This window comes from Acinetobacter sp. 18QD2AZ41W (genome assembly GCF_009829025.1).
GTDB classification, from domain to species: Bacteria; Pseudomonadota; Gammaproteobacteria; order Pseudomonadales; family Moraxellaceae; genus Acinetobacter; species Acinetobacter pseudolwoffii.
The window spans coordinates 1-273 of the sequence record NZ_WURP01000081.1; the positions used below are offsets into that span (position 1 = coordinate 1).

Consider the following 273-nt stretch of genomic DNA (forward strand, 5'->3'; position numbering starts at 1 on the left):
CAGGTGATCAAGGATCTGCTTGATCACTATAGGGTCTTCAATGCAGGCGATGACTTTCATGGCGCCGCCGCAGCCGCTGCAGGTCTCGATGTCGATATTGAAAACACGCTTGAGCCGTTGCGCCCATGTCATCGACGCTCGCCGTTGTGCTGGTGTTGCCGGTTCATCAGCCACCCTGACCTTGTTGCCCCTGCCCCGTTTTGCCGGCGTGACCAACGCCCGGTGCCGACTGTTGGGTGCGAACACCCCGTGGAAGCGGGTTAGGTTGACTCT

1 pseudogene is annotated in these 273 nt (G+C 59.3%); it reads right to left on the reverse strand.

What is annotated here, in order from left to right:
* A pseudogene (locus GVV58_RS15365) lies at positions 1-273 on the reverse strand (IS91 family transposase); the annotation flags it as partial.